Raw genomic sequence first — 18,722 nt, forward strand, 5'->3', positions numbered from 1 at the left:
TTTAAAAGATTATAGTCCTTCAAAAGGATTGTTGATTACTTCTTTTCTATCCACTATATAAGGGATAAGAGCTACATGTCTTGCACGTTTGATTGCAACTTCTACCATTTCTTGGTATTTTTTGCTTGTACCTGTTAAACGGCGTGGCATGATTTTAAATCTTTCAGATAAAGCATGTTTTAACATTGCTGTATCTTTATAATCAATAAATTCAACTTTTGCTTCAGTGTATTTGCAATATTTGCGAGAGTATTTTCTTTTTTCTGCCATAGTTTATCCTTTAAAATGGTAAATTAGTATCATCGCTATCATAAACATCGATATCAATTTCTTTTAATTTTTCTTCGTGTTGTGGGTTTTGGTTTCTTTGTGGAGCAGGGTTTGCTTTTGCTTTATTAAAATTTTGATTTTCACTCATATAAGGATCATAGCTTTGATTTTCATAGTTTCCGCTATAATTGTTGTTTGAAAAGCTATTATTGCCAAAATTTCCACCTTGTTGTGGAGTGCTGGAATTTCCAAGCATTTCCATATTTTCAACTTGTATGCTATGTTTAGAGCGATTTTGTCCATTTTGATCACTCCATTGTTCAAATCTCAAACGTCCTTCTATAAGCACTTTTGAACCTTTTGCAAGGTATTGGTTTGCAACTTCTGCAGTACGACCATAAAAACTTATATCAATAAAGCAAGTTTCCTCTCTTTTTTCTCCATTTGTGGTAAATCTTCTTGTTACTGCGATAGCAGAAGCTCCAATAGCACTACCGCTTTGTGCATAACGCATTTCTATATCACGTGTAAGATTTCCAACCAAAACAACTTTGTTAAACATCTTTTTCCTTATTGAATTTCAGGAGCATCTAAAGGTTTGATTTCTTTTTTAGATTGCTTAATCCCGTGGCTTAGTTTTTCCCAAGCTGCAATTTCTTTTTTATTTTCATATTTTACGATTAAAAATCTTATTACTTCTTCAGTGATTCTTAACACCCTTTCAAGCTCTGCAATTAAGTTTGTAGGAGCTTTGAAGTAAATCACAAAATAAGTTCCTCTTTCGTATTTTTTGATTTTATACGCTAATTTTCTAGTGCCCATTGGAACAACAGTTTCAATTTCTGCACCATTTTTGGTTAGGACTTCTTTAACGAATTCCAACTTCGCATTCACTTCCTCTTCGGTAAGTGTTGGTTTTAAGATAAATAAAACCTCATAATGTTTCATCTTTTCTCCTTATGGATATTAAAGCCCATTTTCATGAGCAAGGATTTTGCATAAAGCAAGACTAGATTATATCAAAATATACTTAATTAGTCTTGAATATCCAATGTCTTATCTAAATTTACTTTGATTTCTTCAAGCATGGCAAAACGTTTTTTATACATGGAGCGTTTTTGTGAAGGGATTTCTTCTAGGTTTTTTTGCGAGTGGTGGAGTTTATAGTATTTGTGTTTATCGATTTTTATTAATTCTCCACCATTTTCTAGCCAAATTTTTTGATAATCTACAAAATATCCTTTTTCTTTTCCTTTTTGAGAACGGATTTGATTTTTTTCATGTATACCTAAAGTAGCTTGAAGTTTTAAAATTTCACAAAGCATCTTAGAGCATTCTATAAGTAAAGCAACAGGGCGCAAACCATGACATTTTTTAGTTAAAATTTTATTAATTTCTAAAAGATTAAAATCTTTGTATTTATATCCTTGTATGCAAGAAAGTAGAAGATTATTTTCTAAAGTAAAGCAAAAATTACATTGTGAAATAGTGTATTTTTTAAATTTTAAAGAAAAAGCCCAAAAACCTTCTTCGTAAACATTATGGTTATATCCTAAAAAAAGCTCAAAATCTTCATCAAAAGAAAAAATCATTTGTTCTTCGGGAAGAAATTTAAAACAAGTAAGTCCCTTATCAACATCATAAATAAGTGTTTTAACGCGTTCATTTGCTTTAAAACTTTTATCGCAAAATCTTCTTATAGCATTGTAGCAAGCATAGGGTCTTTGAGAGAAAAAGTCTTTTAAATGTTTATTTTTTTCTTCATTAAGCGTTTTTTCTAGAAGCCTTACTTGAGGAAAATATAGAATTTTTCTTGCTTGAAAACGTAAATAGCGCCAAAAGATGATACTTTTTCTTCTATCAGTAAAATTTGGAATAGGGTAGGAAAATTTTTTATTCACCTGCAATCCTTGATATATCGTTATAAGTTGCAAAGAGCATTAAGCTTAAAAGTATTGCCATGCCTGCGTAACTTAAGTATTCAAAAGCACGCTGTGGAACCTTGCGTCTAAAAATCATTTCATAAATATTAAAAAGTATATATCCTCCATCAAGCATAGGAATAGGTAAAAGATTTAAAATGCCTAAATTTATAGAAATTAAAGCAGTGATAAATAAAAGCAAAGTAAAGCTATTTTGTGCAGCCTTTGAGGTAATTTCAGTCATGGTGATAATACCGCCTAAATTTTTTGCTTCAACTTCACCACTTATGAGTTTTACTATACCCTTGATGATGAGTGTAGAAGCTTGAAAACTTTCTTGTGCGGCATATTTAAAACTTTCTAAACCTTGATGTTTTGCAAGAGTGCTTGTCCCATTTGGACTGATTCCAAGTTGAGGTTTTTCAATAATTTGCCCAAAGTCATTATATCCTTGTCCTATTTTTGGAGTTAAAATAAATTCTAAATTTTTTCCTTCTCTATTGATTAATATTTTCAAAGGCTCTAAACTTAAATGTTTTGAAATTTCATCAAAGCTTTGAATTTTTACACCGTTGATTTCTAAGATAGTATCATTTTTTTGAAGTCCTATGTCTTGTGCAGCAGAGTTTGGCGCTATGTTTCCTATTTGTGGAGCAAGTTTTTCTAAGCCTAAATTTCCTATGATAATATAAAGAAAAAAAGCTAAAATCAGGTTGAAAAATGGTCCAGCGAAAAGAATATAAATCTTTTTTAAGGGGCTTAAAATGCTATAGCTATCTTTGTCTAGATTTTCAAAACCAGGACGCATATCATCTTGTCCTTTAAGTTTAACATATCCTCCAAGTGGCAAAGCACTTAAGCGATAGTTTGTGCCTTTAAATTCACGTTCTATAAGACTTTTTCCAAATCCTATGCTAAAGACTTCAACTTTTACACCCAAAGATCTTGCAGCTAAAAAATGTCCTAATTCGTGAAAGAAAATTAAAAATGAGATGACTAAAACAGTTGCTAAAAATTCAATAGAATAAAATTTAATTCCTAAAATCAAAATAATAATTAAAAACAATAAAGATCTCATTTTTCTCCTTTTTTTTGAGCTTTTGTATAAGTATAGATGTATTCGAATCCAGAATAAAGAGTTAAAATCAAAGCTATGTAAAGTAGAATTTCTCCGCCTATCCACTCCATGATTAAAAATCCTATCGCAGTCATTTGAAAAGCGGTTTTAAGTTTGCCTGCAAAAGAAGCATTGACATTTAAATTTTCACTGATCATCACAACTCTAAAACCTGTGATAAAAAATTCCCTTACTAATATAATATAAATTACCCATTCATTAGCTTTTCCTGTGAGTAAAAGCCCTAAAAAAGCTGCTAAAACAAGCATTTTATCGGCTAATGGATCTAAGATTCCGCCCAGTTTTGTAGTTTGTTTCCAAGTTCTTGCAATGTATCCATCAAAAAAATCACTTAAAGCTGCTAATGAAAAAGTTAAAGCAGCAAAATAGTTAATCCAACTTTGATGAATATTTTCAAAATGATGAATTAATAAAAAAAATAGCAAAGGCGCTAAAACCATTCTAAAAATCGCCAAGATATTAGGTAAATTCATAACAAGCCTTGTGAAATTAAATGTAAAATTATAATCAAAATTGTATAAAATTTAAGCAAAGACTTAGTAAAAATACAAAAAAGAATCAGTTTATTTTTATTTAAATTTTGCTTAAAAGCAAAATTTAAATAAATTTTACAACTTCATCAAAACTAAAACGATTTTTTTGAGGATTTTTTTCATCGTTGCAATATCCTAAAGCCACCACCAAACTTGATCTTTCTTTTTGAATATCAAGTGATAAATAAGAATCAAGCTTTTCTTTATCAAAACCACCTATAGTGCAGCTTGCTATATTTAAAGCATTAGCACTGTAAAGTATGCTAGCTAGAGCTATATGAGCTTGTTCTCTTGCATAAGATATTTTTTGTTCTTGATTTAGAGATTTTAAAAAAGGCATATAAGTATCTAAGCGTTTTTGAATTTCTGTTTCACTCATATCTCTTTTTCTAAGTTTTTCTTCAAAATAATCCAAAAAATCAAGTCTTGAAATGATGATAATTAATGCAGCACAATCTTTTACATGTTTTTGTTGATTGCAAATTTTAGAAAGTTCTTCTTTTCTTTTCTCATCTTGTGCTACTATAAATTTCCAAGGTTCCAGTCCTAAGGAGCTGGGGCTTAATCTTGCTATTTCTAAAATAGAATTTAAATCCTCTTTTTTGAGTTTTTCATTTTTAAAATTTCTACAAGAATATCTTGTGCTAAAAATTTCAAGTTCTTTTTTCATTATTTTTCCTTGTAAAATTCGACGACTTCATTAAAATTTAAGCGTTGAGTAGAATATTTTGGTTCATGGGCTTTATATCCTAAGGATAAAATTACAGCAGTTTCAAAAGGATAAGTTAAATTAAGAAAATTATCAACCCTAGCTTTTTCAAAGCCACCTATCATACAAGAATCAATACCTAAGCTCATTGCAGCTAACGACATTTGCATCATAGCAAGATAGCATTGAAGTTGTGCGTAATGATAGAGTTCATTATCATTCATTGCATTGGTTTTATGGGTGTAAATTTCTAAAATTTTTTGAAAATTTTCTTCGCTAGAACCTGAGAAACGACGCACTTGTTTTTGTGCAAATTCATCTTTGCTTTGGAGATCTTTTCTTGCTAGAAAAATGATATTATGACTCGCACTTGCTACATTTTGTTGATTGTAACATAGAGTTGAGAGTTTAAGATTGTGTTCTTTTTGTTCCAATACTACAAATTTCCAAGGCTCAAATCCATGTGAGCTTGGGGCTAAGACTCCACTTTCTAAGATAAAATGCAAATCCTTTTCATTGATTTTTTTATCATTAAAAAGTTTACAAGCTCTGCGTTTTGAAATTAGTTCTTTAAAATTCATTTTATTCCTTAAAATCAAAAAATAATAATATTAATTATAAAATGCAAAGCTTAATCAAAAAATATTATAGTTTGATATTTTTCTTAAAAACAAAACCGGATTTTTCAAAACCCATTTTTTGGATATAAAATTCATGAGCTTGTGTTCTAAAAAAACTTGAACTTAGTTCTAATTCTTCATATCCTTGATCTTTTGCCCAAATTTGGATTTTTTTCAAAAAAGCTTGACCTATACCTTTTCCTCTTAAAGCTTCATCTACGACAAAATCACAAATATAAAGACAATGGTTATGATAAAGTACATTAAAAGGCATGACTCCACAAGCTGCTTTGTAGCTTCCCTCATTTTCATAGGCAAAAAGTTTATAATGTTGAGTTTGTGTAGCAAGTTGGAATTTGTCTAAAAAATCTTTCAAAGATAGGTTATTTCTTAATTGTTTTATCAAGGGATAAATTTTTTCCAAGTCTTCTTTTAGCTTAATTTCTTTCATTTTTAAATCCTTTAAATTTCAAAAATTTCAGGTTTTAATTTTAAAAGTAAGCAAAAAGATGCCAAAACAGCTTGTTCTTGCATAAATTCACGATCTCCATCTAAATAAAGCGTTTCTTGGATAAAAGTTCCATCTCTAAACATTGCACCTATATAAATAGTGCCTGATTTTATTTTTCCCTCATCTTTTTCGCCAGCTACTCCGCTAATAGCTAACGCAAAATCAGGATTAGCTGTTTTAAAAATACCTTTTAGCATAAAATAAACACAACGTTCACTGTATTCGCCATTATTTTCTAAGACGCTTTCGCTAATTCCAAGCCATTCGTGTTTGATGCGGTTGGAATAACTTACAATAGATCCTTCAAAAATTTCACTTACACCTGAAATTTTGGTTAAGGTGCTTGCACAAAGTCCACCTGTGCAACTTTCAGCAAAAGAAATTTTTAATTTTTTTTCTAAAAGTTTAGAGCTTATAAAATGTATGGGATCTTTACCTAAAAATACCTTTTGTCCAAAAAGATTTTTTACGCTATTTAAAAAACCATCAAGTTTTCCAAAATTAGCGCAAGTGGCCTTAATAAGCACAAGATTATCTAAAAGCTTGGTTGATTTTATACTTATCTCATAAGATTTTGTTAGGGTTTGCAGTAGCAATATAGCGCTTTCATCATCCATGCCAAAAATGCAAAAATATGCAAAATTTAATTTTATATGCCCAAGAAGATTGGGTAATTTTTCGCTTGGATTTATTTTAACGACATTGATTTTTGAATTTGAAAAATTACACACAAAGCTATTTTTACTAAATTCTGCTTTATCTGGAACCAAGGTATCATCTTTTAAGATAAGATTATCATCATTTAAAGTTGCTAAAATTTTAGCAACAGTCGCATAATGCAAAGGGCTTGTAAATAAAGTGATAAAATCATACTGATTTAAGAGGTTTTCAAGCAAAAAGGGTAAATCTTTATCGGTTTTATTTTGTATGCGAATTTCGTTGATTTCTTTAAATTTTTCTTCATAAGTTCTATAAATATAATTTTTGAATTTTTCGTTTATAGTAAGCTCATCTCCTATAAGATAAAGCAAATGTTTCATAAATTTTCCTTTTTTTCTTATAATTATAGCCAAAAACAAAGTAGAAATTAAAGCTAATTTGAGTAGAATTTAAGATTATTAAAAATTAGGTGGAAAAAATGGACTACAAAGAAACTCTACTTTTGCCCAGCACTACTTTTGCTATGCGGGCGAATTTAGCGGAACTTGAACCGCAAAGATTTAAAAAATGGTTTGAGCAAAATTATGCTTATGAAAAAATGAAAGAAAATCGCAAAAATGCGAAAAAAAGTTTTACCTTACACGATGGCCCCCCTTATGCTAACGGATATATCCATATAGGACATGCTTTAAATAAAATTTTAAAAGAAACTATTATCAAAACGCATTATTTTAAAGGTGAGAGTGTGCGTTTTACTCCAGGGTGGGATTGTCATGGTTTACCTATAGAACAACAAGTAGAAGTAAAGCTTGGAGAAAAGAAAAAAAGCTTAAGCAAGAAAGAAATTCGTGAGTTTTGCAGACAACATGCGAGTGAATTTGTAGATATCCAAAGAGAAGAATTTAAAAATTTAGGCATTATTGCGGATTGGGATAAGCCTTATTTGACTATGAAATTTGAGTTTGAAGCAGCGATTTATAGAACTTTATGCGAGATTGCTAAAAAAGGCTTACTTTGTGAGCGTTCTAAACCTGTTTTTTGGAGTTGGGCGGCAAAGTCAGCTTTAGCAGAAGCTGAAGTAGAATATCAAGATAAAGAGGATTATTCTATTTTTGTGGCTTTTGATTTGGATATAAAAGCTTGTGAAAAATTAGGCGTTTCAAAAGCAAGTGCAGTGATATGGACAACTACGCCTTGGACTTTGGTGGCTAATCAAGCTATAGCCTTAAATCCTAACGAAAATTATATGATCACTAAAGAAGGTTTGATTTTTGCAAGTGCTTTACTTAAAAGTATGGTAGAAAAAGGACTTACAAGTGGAGAAATTCAAAAAGAATTAAACGCAAAAGAATTTGAAAAACTTGAAGCTATCAATCCTTTAAATGGAAGAAAATCTGTTTTAATTATGGGCGAGCATGTATTGATGGATGGTGGAAGTGGACTTGTACATACTGCACCAGGACATGGCGAAGATGATTACTATGCTTGTTTGAAATATGACATTGAGGTTTTAATGCCTGTTGATGATAGTGGATGTTATGATGAAACTTTAAGAGCTAAAGGGCTTTTGCCTTCTCATTTGCTTGAAGAGTTTATAGGTCTTCATATTTTTAAGGCCAATGAAAAAATTTTAGAACTTTTAGGCGAAAAACTTTTACATTCTTCTAAATTTATACACTCTTATCCATTTTGTTGGAGAACGCATAAGCCTGTGATTTATAGAGCTACTAAACAATGGTTTATTTTAATGGATGAACCAAAACTTCAAGGAAAAACTTTAAGAGAGTGTGCAAAAGAACAACTTTTAAAAACAACCTTTTATCCGCAAAGTGGGGTAAAAAGAATAGGTTCTATGGTGGAAAATCGCCCAGATTGGTGTATTTCAAGACAAAGGGACTGGGGAACGCCTATAGCCTTTTTTAGAGATAAAAACACTAAAGAAGTGATTTTTGATGATGAACTTTTTGACTTTGTAGCAGCTATTTTTGAAAAACACGGTGCTGATGCGTGGTGGGAGTTTGAAATCAAAGATTTAATTCCTACAAATTCAAAATATAAAGCTGAAAATTTAGAAAAAGTATATGATATTTTAGATGTTTGGTTTGATAGCGGAAGTACTTTTAATGCAGTTTTAAATAGCGGACTTTATGATGCAGGAGAAAAAAGAGCAAGTATGTATTTAGAAGGAAGTGATCAGCATCGGGGTTGGTTTCAAAGCTCTTTGCTTGTAGGTACAGCGATCAATGAAAGCGCACCTTATGAAAGCATTTTAACTCATGGTTTTACCACCGATGAAAAAGGGCAAAAAATGTCTAAATCTAAAGGCAATGTGATCGCTCCTGAATATGTAGCAAAAACCTATGGAGTTGAAATTTTAAGACTTTGGATACTTTTAAGTGATTATTCAAGTGATTTAAAAATTTCAGACAATATCTTAAAACAAGTGGGCGAACAATACCGCAAAATAAGAAATACTATAAGATTTTTACTTGCCAATACAAATGACTTAAAAGATTTAGAAGTTAAAGAATTTAGTTTTATTGATAAATGGATATTAAGTCGTGCAACCAAAGTTTTTAAAGCAAGTAAAGAAGCATTTTTTGCTTATGAATTTGCTAAAGGTTTTAGTTTGCTTTTAAATTTCTTAAGTGTGGATTTAAGTGGGATTTATCTTGATATCAGTAAAGATAGACTTTATTGTGATAGTGAAAATGCTCAAAGAAGAAAATCTGCTCAAGTGGCTATGGCTTTGATAGCAAAAGAACTTTTAAATTTACTTGCTCCAAATTTAAGCTATAGTGTAGATGAGGCTTTAGAACATGCTAATGTTTTAATCAAAGGCGATGCAAAAGATGTATTTGATTTGAGTTTAACTCAGGATTTTGATTATGATTTTGGTATAGATGATACATTTTTAATGAGTGCTAGAGAGAAATTTTTTGAACAAATTGATATGCTTAAAAAAGATAAAATCATTAAATCCACCTTGGAATTAAATTTAAACATTAGTTTTAATAAATTCCCAAATGAGGAATTAGCCGATTGGTTTATGGTGAGTCAAATCAGCAATGAAAATGAAGAAATTTTAGCTGAATTTGAAGTAGAGAATGAGAAATTTAAAATCACCAAATCTTCGCTTTGTAAATGTCCAAGATGTTGGAAACTTCAAAGTAAAAATGAAGAAACACCTTGTTTAAGATGTGAAGAAGTTTTAAAAGGGGTTTAATGTTAGAAAATCCGATTCCAAATAGTATTATCATTGCAACTATAGCGGTGGTTTTGGCTTTTAGTGCTTTAGCAGTATTTTTGATCAAAAAAACAAAGGAAAATAAATGATAACTTTAAAAGAAGCTTTAAAATACTCCAAAGAAGAACTTGAAAATTTAAAAAAAGAACTCAATGAAAAAGCAAAAAAAGAAAAAAAAATAGGTGCTTATATCGAACAATTTTTAGATAAAGACTTAAGTGTTTCAGGTGAAGGTGTGCCTGTAGCTATAAAAGATAATATCAGTGTAAAGGGCTGGGAGCTTACTAGTGCGAGTAAGATTTTACAAGGTTATATCGCTCCTTATGATGCAAGTGCGATTGTTAATTTAAAGGCTAACGGTTTTTCTCCTTTTGGGCGTTGCAATATGGATGAATTTGCTATGGGAAGTTCAACAGCGAGTTCTTGTTATGGAAAAACTTTAAATCCTTTAAATTTTGAGCGTGTTCCAGGTGGGTCAAGTGGTGGAAGTGCTGCTGCGGTAGCGGGTGGCTTGGCTTTAGCAAGTTTAGGTTCTGATACAGGTGGATCTGTACGCCAACCTGCGGCTTTTTGTGGTTGTGTAGGATTTAAACCGAGTTATGGAAGAGTGAGTCGCTATGGTTTGGCTTCTTATTCTTCAAGTTTGGATCAAATCGGGGTTTTAACGCAAAATGTAGAAGATGCGGCAATTTTATATGATGCGATCGCAGGATATGATAAAATGGATAGCACGAGTGCAAATATCGAGTTTATCAAAACCGCTTCAAATTTAAATGCAAATAAAAAATTAAAAATCGCAGTGATTGAAAATTATGTCAATGATGCAAATAGCGAAGTAAAAAACGCACTTTTAAAAACCATAGATATGTTAAAAGCTAATGGACATGAGATTGTATATAAAAATTTGCTTGATTCTAAGTTTGATATCGCAGCGTATTATATCATCGCAACAGCTGAAGCAAGTGCAAATTTAAGTCGTTATGATGGGGTGCGTTATGGCAAGCGTTCTGAAAATATCCAAAATTTAAAAGAAATGTATATAAATACACGCAGCGAAGGTTTTGGCGAAGAAGTAAAAAGAAGAATTTTGTTAGGAACTTTTGTTTTAAGCAGTGGATATTATGATGCGTATTATATCAAAGCACAAAAAGCTCGAGCTTTTATCAAGGCAAAATATGAAGAAATTTTGCAAGATTGTGATCTTATTTTTATGCCTGTAACTCCTACAACGGCTTTTAAATTTGATACTCAAAAAAGCCCTATGCAAACTTATTTAGAAGATGTTTATACTATCTCTGTAAATTTAGCAGGACTTGGAGGCATTAGTGTGCCTGTTGCAAAAGATAAAGAAGGGCTTAATATATCAGCACAACTGATTTGCAAAGCTTATGATGAACAAACCTTGTTAGATGGGGCTTTAAGTTTAGAACAAATGATTAAAAATTAAGGATGAAAGATGAAAATTGTAAAAAGAGCTTTAACTTTTGAAGATGTATTACTGCGTCCTGGGTATTCTGAAGTTCTACCTAAGGAAGTAAAAATTCACACTAAACTAACAAAAAATATCACTTTAAATATGCCTTTAATCTCTGCGGCTATGGATACAGTTACTGAACACAGAGCTGCTATCATGATGGCAAGACTTGGAGGACTTGGAGTGATTCATAAAAATATGGATATAGCCTCGCAGGTTAGAGAAGTAAAAAGAGTGAAAAAAAGCGAAAGCGGAGTGATTATCGATCCTATTTTTGTAAGTCCTAAAGCAAGTGTTGCGGAAGCTTTAGAAATTATGGCAGAGTATAGAATTTCAGGTGTTCCTGTAGTAGATGAAGATAAGAAACTAATAGGCATACTTACCAATCGTGATTTAAGATTTGAGAGCGATTTTTCAAATTTGGTTGAAAATGTTATGACTAAAATGCCTTTAATCACTGCTCCAAAGGGTTGTACTTTAGATGATGCGGAAAAAATTTTCAGTACCAACAAAGTAGAAAAACTTCCTATAGTTGATGAACAAGGACGCTTGGAAGGACTTATCACTATAAAAGATCTTAAAAAACGCAAAGAATATCCTGATGCCAATAAAGATAATTTTGGAAGATTACGCGTGGGTGCGGCTATAGGAGTAGGGCAAATGGATCGTGTAGATGCTTTAGTTGAGGCAGGCGTTGATGTTGTTGTGCTTGATTCTGCGCATGGACATTCTAAGGGTATTATTGATACAGTAAAAGCGATTAAAACCAAATATCCAAATTTAGATCTTATCGCAGGAAATATCGCTACTGCAGCCGCAGCAAAAGCACTTTGTGAAGCAGGAGTAGATGCGGTTAAAGTAGGTATTGGGCCAGGAAGTATTTGTACTACGCGTATTGTTTCAGGTGTGGGTGTGCCTCAAATTTCAGCCATTGATGAGTGCGTGGAAGAAGCAAATAAATTTGGCGTTCCTGTGATAGCTGATGGCGGGATTAAATATTCAGGTGATATTGCAAAAGCTTTAGCCGTAGGTGCAAGTTCTGTTATGATAGGATCGCTTTTAGCTGGAACAGATGAGAGTCCAGGAGAGCTTTTTACTTATCAAGGAAGACAATATAAGTCTTATCGTGGTATGGGCTCACTTGGGGCTATGCAAAAGGGAAGTTCGGATAGATATTTTCAGCAAGGTACTGCTCAAGATAAACTCGTTCCTGAAGGTATAGAAGGGCGTGTTCCTTATGTGGGAAGTATAAGAAGCGTGGTGCATCAACTTTTAGGAGGTTTGCGTTCTTCTATGGGTTATGTTGGGGCTAAAGATATAGAAGATTTTCAAAAAAGAGCTGAATTTGTTGAAATTACCACTGCAGGGCTTAAAGAAAGTCACGTGCATGATGTTACTATCACTCATGAAGCACCAAACTACAAGGTTAATCATCAATGAGTTTTGAAGAAAATTTAAAACACGCTAATGAATCTTTGGAAAAATTAAATAATCAAGAGCTTGCCTTAGATGAAAGTGTAAAAATTTATAAAGAAGGTTTAGAGAGTATCAAAAAAGCAAGACTTGAGCTTGAAAAAGCAAAATTAGAAGTGGAGCAAATCGATGAGTAAAATAGCAGCTTTACAGTTTCCAACTTTAGCTTTAAGTGAGTCAAGGCTTGATTATTATCTTAAAGCTTCAAAAGACAATGGGGCAAATTTGGTAGTTTTGGGCGAATATGTGATCAATAGTTTTTTTACAGAACTTTTACACATGCCAAAAAATATGATAAAAGAACAAAGCGAGGCTAAAAAAGAAAGCTTGATTAAACTTGCTAAAAAATACGAATTAGAAATCATCGCTCCTTATGTTAGCGTTGAAGCTAAAAGTTATAAAAAACTTTGCTTAAAAGTTACTCCAAATGGTGTTAAAAGTTATGAACAGCAAATTTTAATGCCTTATGAACATTGGAATGAAGAAAAATTTTTCAGCAACAAAACTCCATCGGAATTAAAAATTTTTACTTTTAATTATGAAAAATTAAAATGTACTTTGCTTTTTGGTTTTGAGATACATTTTGATATTTTTTGGCAACAGATTATGGCGAAAAAAATTGATTTGGTTATCGTTCCTAGTGCTTGTACCTTTGAAAGCAAACAAAGATGGGAAGAACTTTTAAAAACAAGAGCTTTTTTAAATTCTACAAGCATTTTAAGAGTAAATCGCATAGGCAAAACAAAAGATGAGTGGAATTTTTACGGCGATACTCTGTTTATCAACGCTTTTGGTGAGATAGAAAGTAAATTGGGTTCTGAAGAAGAAATGCTTATTATAGAGCCTAAAAAAAGTGATGAAGCAAGAAAACTTTGGGGTTTTGATAAGATAATAAAAGAATTTAAAAATTAAATTTATACTTATAGATTTATAAGTTTATAAAAGTTATCTAGAGCTGATAGAAGCTAAGGTTTATATTTTCTTTTTAGTAAAAAAGTGCTAAAATTTAGCCTTTAAAGTATAAAGGTTTAAATGATGCAAAATATCCATTTTATCGGCATAGGCGGTATAGGAATTTCCGCTTTAGCAAGATTTTTAAAAGAAAAAGGTTTTAAGATTAGCGGAAGTGATCTTAAAGAGAGTAAAATCACTAAAGAACTAGAAAAAGAAGGGGTTAAGGTCAGTATCCCTCATCATAAAGATAATATTTTAAACAAAGATTTAGTTATTTATTCTGCTGCAATTAAAGAAGAAAATCCTGAATTTAAACACGCTAAAGAATTAGGCATTAAATGTCTTTCACGCAAGGAGGCCTTGCCTCTTATTTTAGAAGATAAGCGTGTTTTTGCAGTTGCAGGAGCACATGGAAAAAGCACAACTTCAAGTATTTTGGCTTCTTTGCTTGATGATGCTTCTGTGATCATCGGAGCGATTTTAAAAGAATTTGGTTCAAATATGATTTATAAAGAAAGCCAAAACCTTGTTTTTGAAGCTGATGAGAGCGATAGTTCTTTTTTAAATTCAAATCCTTATTTGGCTATAGTTACCAATGTAGAAGCAGAGCATTTAGATCATTATGGCAATGAAGTTTCAAAACTCCATCATGCTTATGTGGAGTTTTTAGACACGGCTAAAATTCGCGTGATTAATGCTGAAGATGAGTTTTTGAAAAATTATAAAAATGAGTCAATCAAGCTTTATCCAAGCAAAGATATCAAAAACTGCACCATGTGTATAGAAAATTTCAAACCTTTTACAAGTTTTGAGTTAAAAGATTTGGGTGAATTTAAGGTTTTTGGTATGGGATATCATTTAGCTCTTGATGCGTCTTTGACGATTTTGGCGGCTCTAAATTTTTTAGATATAGAAACGATAAGAACTAGGCTTAAAAATTATCAAGGTATTAAAAAGCGTTTTGATATTTTACATGCTGATGAAAATTTGGTTTTAATTGATGATTATGGTCATCATCCAACCGAAATAAAAGCGACTTTAAGTGCAGCACAAGAATACGCAAAATTAGGTAGATATAAAAAAATCACAGCTATCTTTGAACCCCACCGCTACACGCGTTTGGCTGCAAATTTAAAGGAATTTGCAAAGGCTTTTGAAGGTGTTGATGAGCTTGTAATTTTACCTGTTTATGCTGCAGGAGAAGAACCTATAGAACTTGATTTAAAGGTAGTTTTTCCTAAGGCTTTATTTGTAGAAGATATTAAAAGAGAGGGTAAATTTTTAGTGGCTTCTAAGGGGCAGGTTTTTGAAGAAGGGCTTATTATAGGTTTTGGCGCAGGAGATATCAGCAACAAATTAAGGCAAAAGAATGAGTAGGGTTTTTTTATATTTTTTAATTATTTTAATTTTAGCCTTAATCACTTTTGCTTTGCGTGAAAAATTAGGCAAAAAAACCAAACCTTTTTTTGGTATTTTACTTGTGATTTTTATTGTTTTAGCAGTATTTTTTGAATTTGAAAATACGCAAAAAAGTCATTTAAGAACAGATATTATCGTAGCTTTTAATCAAAATAAAAATATTTTATGTAAAGATATTAATGTTTCTAAGGCGTATTTTAATTATGAATTTGGAACAGGAAGTTTTATTTCAAAGGATAATAATCAAAGTTTTAATTCTTTAATCATAGATATTAAAGATTGTAGGTTAAATGATGAATGATACAAAAGAAGAATTAATCTCAAAGCTTGATTTAAACAGCTATTTAGAAGAGTTTAAAGCCCTTTTTGCAAGAGATAAGGAGATTTTTTTACAAGGAGATTCTAATCTTCATTTTAAACGCATACATGAGCTTTGCGAGGTGGAATTTCCTACTATGCCAGAGCTTAGCAATCTTGATAAAGCCTTAGTTCATTTAAGCAAGCAAGGAATTTTACATTTAGATGAAATTTTTGAATTTGTAAAAATTTTTCGTTATTTTGAAAAGTTAAAAAAAATAAAACTAGGAACAAATTTAGACTCTTGGCTACAAAAGATAGAATTTGTTAGCGGGGCTTTGGAGCTTTGTTTGAATTTCGATGAAAAAGGGGAGTTAAAAGAAAGTTTAGATGAAAGACTTGTAAATCTTAATGCCGCTTTAAGATTGAAAAATGAAAGCATAATAGCTGAGTTTAAGAAATTTTGCTATACAAAAGCTTTAATGCCTTATCTTATCGATACACAAATCCATCTTATAAACAATCTTGAAGCCTTGCTTGTAAGAGGCGGGTTTAATCACGCTATTAAAGCAAAAATCATAGGTAGAAGTAGTGGCGGTGGCTTTTATATCGTGCCTTTAAGTGTTGAAAATTTGCAAAATGATATAGAAAAAATCAAAAATCAAAAAGAAGAAATTTATTATGAATACGCTAAAAATTTCTCAGCTTTTTTAGCAAAAAACCTACCTTTTTTAAAATTTATCAATACAGCCTTTGATCTTTTTGATCATTATAGTGCTAGGGTTTTGCTTGCTAAAAAAAGGGATTTTGAATTTGTTTTGTGTGATCAAAGTACGGATTTAGTGCTTAAAAATTTCGCTCATCCTGCTTTAAAAAATCCAAAAAGCGTGAGTTTGGAATTTAAAAAACAAGTTTTAATCATCACAGGGGTAAATGCAGGCGGAAAATCCATGCTTTTAAAATCCATGCTAAGCGCAGCATTTTTAGCTAAACATCTTTTGCCTATGCATATAAAAGCAAGTGAAAGTAAAATCGGTACTTTTAAAGAATTTGATGCCATCATAGAAGATCCGCAAAATGTTAAAAACGACATTTCAACTTTTGCAGGAAGAATGTTGCATTTTTCTAGACTTTTTTCTAAGAAAAATTTGCTTTTAGGTATAGATGAAATAGAGCTTGGAACAGATTTTGAAGAAGCGGCTTGTTTGTATAGTGTGTTAATTTCAAAACTCATAACTAATAATCTTAAAATCATCATCACCACCCACCACAAACGCCTTGCCATGCTTTTAGCAAAAAATGAGCAAGTTGAACTCATTGCTGCTTTATATGATGAAGAGCTTTCACGTCCAAAATATGAGTTTTTAAAAGGTACTATAGGAAAATCTTATGCCTTTGAAACCGCTTTGCGTTATCAGATTCCGCCGAATTTAGTTAGCGAGGCTAAAAAGCTTTATGGCGAGGATAAAGAAAATTTAGAAGAGCTTGTGGGTAAAAATATCAATCTTGAATTAGAACTAAAAGCTAAGCTTGAAAATGTTGAGAAAAAAGAGCAAAAAGTCGATGAAATTTTACTTTCTTTAAAAGATCAAAAAGAAAAAAATGAACAAGAATTTCGCACGAGTTTGAGAAATTTAGAATTTAAATTTCACAAAGCCATAGAAGAAGCTAAAAAAACTATACAGCTTAAAGACACAAAAGATAAGCAAAGAAGTCTTAATAAAGCCAATGAGCTTAAAAAAGAAATCATTTTGCCAAGTATGGAGCAAAACGAAGAATTGCGTGTGGGGGATTTTGTAAAATATGAAAAAATTAAGGGTAAAATCATAAGCATTTCTAAAAACGATGCTATGGTTGAAAGCGATGGGATCAAACTTCGTGTGCCTTTAAAACTGCTTAAAAAAAGCACTCCTACACCTAAAATAAGTCCAAAAACAAGCATTAGTGTGGCAAAACCGACTAATCTTAGCGTTAGCTTGGATTTGCACGGGCTTAGGAGTGGTGAAGCTATTTCAAGGCTTGATAAATTTATTTCAGATGCTTTGCTTGCAGGCTTTGATGAAGTTTTAGTTTACCATGGTATAGGAACAGGAAAGCTTGCCTTTGCGGTAAGAGAGTTTTTAAAAACCCATAAAAGCGTTAAAGGCTTTAATGACGCACCGATCAATCAAGGTGGTTTTGGCGCTAAGGTGGTGAGATTATGAAAAACATTATGATATTAAGCGGAGCGGGTTTGTCTGCTCCAAGTGGGCTTAAAACTTTTAGAGATAATGATGGACTTTGGGAAGAATACGATGTGATAGAGGTTTGCTCCGCAACAGGTTTTAGAAAAAATCCTAAAAAAGTACTTGATTTTTACGATGCAAGAAGAGCGCAACTTCAAAATGTAAAGCCAAATCATGCTCATGAAAAAATCGCACAATTAAAAGAAAAATGGGGTAAAAATCTTTTTGTCATCACGCAAAATGTAGATGATTTGTTAGAGCGTGCAGGGTGTAAAGATGTAGTACATTTGCATGGCTTTTTGCCTGAACTTCGCTGCTTAAAATGTGAAGAAATTTTTAATATAGGCTATGAAAAAATCACAGATAAACAATGCCCAAAATGCAAAAGCAAGGATTTAAGACACAATATAGTCATGTTTGAAGAGCAAGCTCCTGCTTATGCTACGCTTTATTCTTTGTTAAATCAAACTTCGCTTTTTATCAGCATAGGCACAAGTGGGGCGGTTTTGCCTGTAGGGCGTTATGCTTCAATGTGCGAAAAAAGTATTTTAAATATCTACGAAAAAGATGCGAATTTAGAGCGGTATTTTGATAAAATCTATATAGAAGATATTATAAGCGCTATTGATAAAATCGCACTTGATATAGAAAATTTTATGAAAGATGGTAATGTTTGATTCTTTTTTAAGTGGAGTTTTTTTGGGCTTTGGAGTGAGTGTGCCTTTTGGACCTGTAAATATTTTGATTTTAACTTATGCGCTAAAAGCTTTTAAAAATTCCATAGCTGTAGGACTTGGAGCATTTAGTATAGATATGCTTTATCTTTTTTTGCTTCAATTTGGGCTTTTAAATTTCTTAGACAATGTTATTTTTATGCGTTCTTTGGCGATTTTTGGTTTTTGTTTTTTAACTTATATGGCGTATTTGATGCTAAGAAAAAAGAAAGAAAGCTTAAATTTAGAGCATAAAGAATTTAAAGAAAGTCTTTTGAAAAGTTATATTAAAGGAGCTTTTTTAAATGGTTCAAATCCTTTTGTGATAGGATTTTGGCTTAGTGCTGCAAGCGTGGTTTTAAGTAGTGATCATACTTATTTGATGACTTTAGGGCTTATTGTGGCTATACTTTTTTGGGTAAGTGCTTTAGCTTTTGTGGTGGCAAGATATAGTCATGTTTTTAGTGCAAAAGTTGTTTTTATAATCAATATAATTTCAGCTATAATTATAGAGTATTTTGCTCTTAATTTATTATATAAAACTTTCTTAGGATAAA

General features: G+C 31.6%; 21 protein-coding genes. 11 read left to right on the forward strand and 10 right to left on the reverse strand.

The features are described 5' to 3' along the window. Positions 1-9: 9 nt before the first annotated feature. The 10 genes from rpsR to FBE93_RS03305 form a co-directional block, all read right to left on the reverse strand. The gene (gene rpsR / locus FBE93_RS03260) at positions 10-270 is read right to left on the reverse strand and encodes a 30S ribosomal protein S18 (protein WP_002853032.1); all 261 of its coding nucleotides are present in this window, start codon (positions 268-270) and stop codon (positions 10-12) included. Positions 271-280: 10 nt separating this feature from the next. Beyond that, complete coding sequence (locus tag FBE93_RS03265) at positions 281-832, reverse strand: single-stranded DNA-binding protein (protein ID WP_002932771.1); 552 nt, start codon at positions 830-832, stop codon at positions 281-283. A gap of 8 nt (positions 833-840) precedes the next feature. After that, positions 841-1,218, reverse strand: coding sequence for a 30S ribosomal protein S6 (rpsF, locus tag FBE93_RS03270; protein ID WP_002812868.1), 378 nt, complete (start codon positions 1,216-1,218; stop codon positions 841-843). Positions 1,219-1,304: 86 nt separating this feature from the next. Beyond that, positions 1,305-2,171: a VirK family antimicrobial peptide resistance protein gene (locus FBE93_RS03275; RefSeq protein ID WP_002932773.1), complete on the reverse strand. Its 867-nt coding sequence runs from the start codon at positions 2,169-2,171 to the stop codon at positions 1,305-1,307. Beyond that, positions 2,164-3,270, reverse strand: coding sequence for an RIP metalloprotease RseP (gene rseP, locus FBE93_RS03280; protein WP_002932775.1), 1,107 nt, complete (start codon positions 3,268-3,270; stop codon positions 2,164-2,166). The genes FBE93_RS03275 and rseP overlap by 8 nt, the downstream gene beginning before the upstream one ends. After that, a complete protein-coding gene (gene pgsA, locus FBE93_RS03285; protein WP_002870552.1) occupies positions 3,267-3,803 on the reverse strand; it encodes a CDP-diacylglycerol--glycerol-3-phosphate 3-phosphatidyltransferase in 537 nt (178 codons plus the stop codon). The genes rseP and pgsA overlap by 4 nt, the downstream gene beginning before the upstream one ends. 124 nt (positions 3,804-3,927) lie before the next feature. Further along, the gene (locus tag FBE93_RS03290) at positions 3,928-4,533 is read right to left on the reverse strand and encodes an NAD(P)H-dependent oxidoreductase (protein WP_002871788.1); all 606 of its coding nucleotides are present in this window, start codon (positions 4,531-4,533) and stop codon (positions 3,928-3,930) included. Beyond that, positions 4,533-5,153: an NAD(P)H-dependent oxidoreductase gene (locus tag FBE93_RS03295; RefSeq protein WP_002869051.1), complete on the reverse strand. Its 621-nt coding sequence runs from the start codon at positions 5,151-5,153 to the stop codon at positions 4,533-4,535. Before FBE93_RS03295 ends, FBE93_RS03290 begins: the two co-directional genes overlap by 1 nt. A 64-nt stretch (positions 5,154-5,217) precedes the next feature. Next, a complete protein-coding gene (locus FBE93_RS03300) occupies positions 5,218-5,643 on the reverse strand; it encodes a GNAT family N-acetyltransferase (protein WP_002921415.1) in 426 nt (141 codons plus the stop codon). 11 nt (positions 5,644-5,654) lie between these two features. Beyond that, positions 5,655-6,743, reverse strand: a complete 1,089-nt coding sequence (locus tag FBE93_RS03305; protein WP_002932783.1) for a CinA family protein — start codon at positions 6,741-6,743, stop codon at positions 5,655-5,657. A 98-nt stretch (positions 6,744-6,841) separates the two neighbouring features. Here FBE93_RS03305 and ileS point away from each other — a divergent pair, with 98 nt between their 5' ends. The 11 genes from ileS (at position 6,842) to FBE93_RS03360 (ending at position 18,721) form a co-directional block, all read left to right on the forward strand. Further along, complete coding sequence (ileS, locus tag FBE93_RS03310) at positions 6,842-9,589, forward strand: isoleucine--tRNA ligase (RefSeq protein ID WP_002932784.1); 2,748 nt, start codon at positions 6,842-6,844, stop codon at positions 9,587-9,589. Continuing rightward, complete coding sequence (locus FBE93_RS03315; protein ID WP_002880777.1) at positions 9,589-9,699, forward strand: hypothetical protein; 111 nt, start codon at positions 9,589-9,591, stop codon at positions 9,697-9,699. Before ileS ends, FBE93_RS03315 begins: the two co-directional genes overlap by 1 nt. Continuing rightward, on the forward strand, positions 9,696-11,057 hold the full coding sequence (gatA, locus tag FBE93_RS03320; protein ID WP_002932787.1) for an Asp-tRNA(Asn)/Glu-tRNA(Gln) amidotransferase subunit GatA: 1,362 nt from the start codon (positions 9,696-9,698) through the stop codon (positions 11,055-11,057). The genes FBE93_RS03315 and gatA overlap by 4 nt, the downstream gene beginning before the upstream one ends. 9 nt (positions 11,058-11,066) lie before the next feature. Further along, entirely contained in the window at positions 11,067-12,524 is a 1,458-nt protein-coding gene (guaB, locus tag FBE93_RS03325) for an IMP dehydrogenase (protein ID WP_002861785.1), read from the forward strand. Then, entirely contained in the window at positions 12,521-12,694 is a 174-nt protein-coding gene (gene xseB, locus FBE93_RS03330) for an exodeoxyribonuclease VII small subunit (protein WP_002853034.1), read from the forward strand. The genes guaB and xseB overlap by 4 nt, the downstream gene beginning before the upstream one ends. Next, complete coding sequence (locus tag FBE93_RS03335; RefSeq protein WP_002932793.1) at positions 12,687-13,469, forward strand: carbon-nitrogen hydrolase family protein; 783 nt, start codon at positions 12,687-12,689, stop codon at positions 13,467-13,469. The genes xseB and FBE93_RS03335 overlap by 8 nt, the downstream gene beginning before the upstream one ends. Positions 13,470-13,589: 120 nt before the next feature. Next, positions 13,590-14,888, forward strand: coding sequence for a UDP-N-acetylmuramate--L-alanine ligase (gene murC / locus FBE93_RS03340; RefSeq protein ID WP_079756555.1), 1,299 nt, complete (start codon positions 13,590-13,592; stop codon positions 14,886-14,888). Continuing rightward, a complete protein-coding gene (locus FBE93_RS03345; RefSeq protein WP_002869116.1) occupies positions 14,881-15,231 on the forward strand; it encodes a membrane protein in 351 nt (116 codons plus the stop codon). Before murC ends, FBE93_RS03345 begins: the two co-directional genes overlap by 8 nt. Next, complete coding sequence (locus FBE93_RS03350) at positions 15,221-17,431, forward strand: endonuclease MutS2 (protein WP_165434173.1); 2,211 nt, start codon at positions 15,221-15,223, stop codon at positions 17,429-17,431. Before FBE93_RS03345 ends, FBE93_RS03350 begins: the two co-directional genes overlap by 11 nt. Next, positions 17,428-18,129 (forward strand): NAD-dependent deacetylase, encoded by a 702-nt coding sequence (locus tag FBE93_RS03355; RefSeq protein ID WP_165434174.1) that lies wholly within the window; start codon positions 17,428-17,430, stop codon positions 18,127-18,129. Before FBE93_RS03350 ends, FBE93_RS03355 begins: the two co-directional genes overlap by 4 nt. Next, entirely contained in the window at positions 18,122-18,721 is a 600-nt protein-coding gene (locus FBE93_RS03360) for a LysE family translocator (RefSeq protein ID WP_002932799.1), read from the forward strand. Before FBE93_RS03355 ends, FBE93_RS03360 begins: the two co-directional genes overlap by 8 nt. Position 18,722 lies beyond the last annotated feature (1 nt).

The organism is Campylobacter sp. CFSAN093229 (assembly GCF_011068225.1).
GTDB classification, from domain to species: domain Bacteria; phylum Campylobacterota; class Campylobacteria; order Campylobacterales; family Campylobacteraceae; genus Campylobacter_D; species Campylobacter_D jejuni.